This is a genomic window from Porphyromonas levii (genome assembly GCF_018206105.1).
In the GTDB taxonomy this organism is placed as follows: domain Bacteria; phylum Bacteroidota; class Bacteroidia; order Bacteroidales; family Porphyromonadaceae; genus Porphyromonas_A; species Porphyromonas_A levii.
Genome location: NZ_JADRGN010000078.1, coordinates 1 through 1,804 on the forward strand (window position 1 = coordinate 1; position 1,804 = coordinate 1,804).

The 1,804-nt window shown below is 38.9% G+C and carries 2 protein-coding genes and 1 pseudogene; 2 read left to right on the plus strand and 1 reads right to left on the minus strand.

All coding sequences use genetic code 11. The annotated features are described in order from the left end of the window. The first annotated feature begins 236 nt into the window (after positions 1-236). Together IX315_RS09810 and IX315_RS09520 are read left to right on the plus strand one after the other, a co-directional pair. Positions 237-362 (plus strand): hypothetical protein, encoded by a 126-nt coding sequence (locus IX315_RS09810; protein ID WP_018358115.1) that lies wholly within the window; start codon positions 237-239, stop codon positions 360-362. Positions 363-544: 182 nt separating this feature from the next. After that, a complete protein-coding gene (locus IX315_RS09520) occupies positions 545-1,384 on the plus strand; it encodes a GLPGLI family protein (RefSeq protein ID WP_211837415.1) in 840 nt (279 codons plus the stop codon). Here the strand turns inward: IX315_RS09520 and IX315_RS09525 are convergent. Next, positions 1,359-1,804: pseudogene (locus IX315_RS09525) on the minus strand (hypothetical protein); the annotation flags it as partial. The gene IX315_RS09520 and the pseudogene IX315_RS09525 overlap by 26 nt on opposite strands.

A 1,804-nucleotide genomic window follows, 5' to 3' on the forward strand; every position in this document is an offset into this window, starting at 1 on the left:
GAAGTGAAGTAAGGTATAGCACAATAGATAGGAAGGTCTCCTAGAGGTACTACCTCTGGGAGACCTTCCACTTTTGAGGTGCTGCCCTCGTTTTGGATCCCAGCACCTGAAAATGGATTTTGTCACCTCTATGTGTGAGTCTTGAAACTGGTAATTTAATTTGCATGGGTGGAAAAACATTTGTATATTTACATTGTGAGAGTTCTCTAAATTTATAACTTAAAGTTTACTAAATTATGAGACATGGAAAATTAAGTGATAGCGAGATGATGAATCTTTATAATGGTGTTTCTGCTGAAGAGTACTGCCGTGATTTGCGTGATTTAATGGCTGGTGATTATGCCGAAAATGAATGGGACTGATGAGCAATGGAGAAATGCAGAACGTGCATATCAAAGGCATTGTAACCACTAAATTGAATGGCATAGGGGGGTCCTAAGAAACTCCCTATGCGAATTTGTGAGAATACAGATAAAGAAGTCAGGTCTTTAATTAATAAAATTAGGTGTGTTTGGCAAGAACAGCACACATATGTCAACTTAGTATGAAAAGGTTATTGATATTAGTATTTTTCAGCTTGTTCTGTCTAAATTCATTCGCTCAAAAGCTACAAATGGTCGTTCAGTATGACTTAAAGAAGGTTTTGAGTATCTCTAGGGGTGACTATTGGAAGCCACAGACTTTCTTTCTTGAGATAGGACAAGATAGTGTGCAGTTTTTTAGCATGAAGAGCTGGAGTCATAGATATAACAGCACGAACCTAGAGTATAAGGCTAAAAGAGATCAGATGTTTCAACTAGCTTTTGAGAAAATGACCTCTGGACAATCTAGACCTGGTGAATTTGCACAAAGCTTTCCAACAATGGGAGAATATCAAGTAATAACTTACTATCTTAATAACCCATCATTACTCAAGGTATATGATAGGTTGGGTTCTGAGTATTTTCAGTATCTTGATTCGGTGAGGTTAGACTGGGTGGTCGGCGAGGATATGAAAATAATACTTGATTATGAGTGCTTCAAAGCTACTACTCAATTTCGTGGTCGTCAATGGATTGTTTGGTTTACGCCCGAAGTTCCAGTTCCTCTTGGACCTTGGAAGTTGAATGGATTACCTGGTCTTATATTGCAAGCTTATGATGCTGAACGGCATTATATTTATGAAGCTAAAGGTCTAGAACAAGGAGGTGAATTTCACGACACCTCCATCTACTATAAAGCACCTATTATGGAGACCACCTTTGAAAAACTCACTAAAAGTGAGGCTAGATTCAATGAAGCAGGAGGTTTTATTGGTCTTTCAATAGGAACACCATCTAATAGCAACAGCTCAAGCCAAGATGACGTGGAAGACTTTCCTAAACCCCGCGAAATCCTTCAGTGATGCACATACAGTTGCTTAAAATATCTAGGGTATTAGATTGGCAAAAATCCAGGGAAAATATACGTTGTCGAAAAATGGGGAGTACTATACGGTCTGGTATATTAGATCTTGAGCCATAAATAGTAAGTTTTCTCTTCTTGAGTTTATGCCTGCATTGCTCGTAAAGCTCCCCTCCTTGTCGCTTGTCCTCTCTAACCCACTTGTATATTGTTTCATGAGAAAGAGCTATCTTTTTCTCCCTCTTAAGCCACCCAGGAACCTGCATAGGGAACCATTGTTCTTCAGATAATCTTCTGATAGCCAATCTCTTTATCCATTCTGGTGTTTTCTTGTTTCTTGCCGATCGAGCGATGTTCTCATTAGCTAAAACCTGTGCATAAACGTGGTTGTAACGCCCCGTCTTAGTCTCATTCCTTTTAA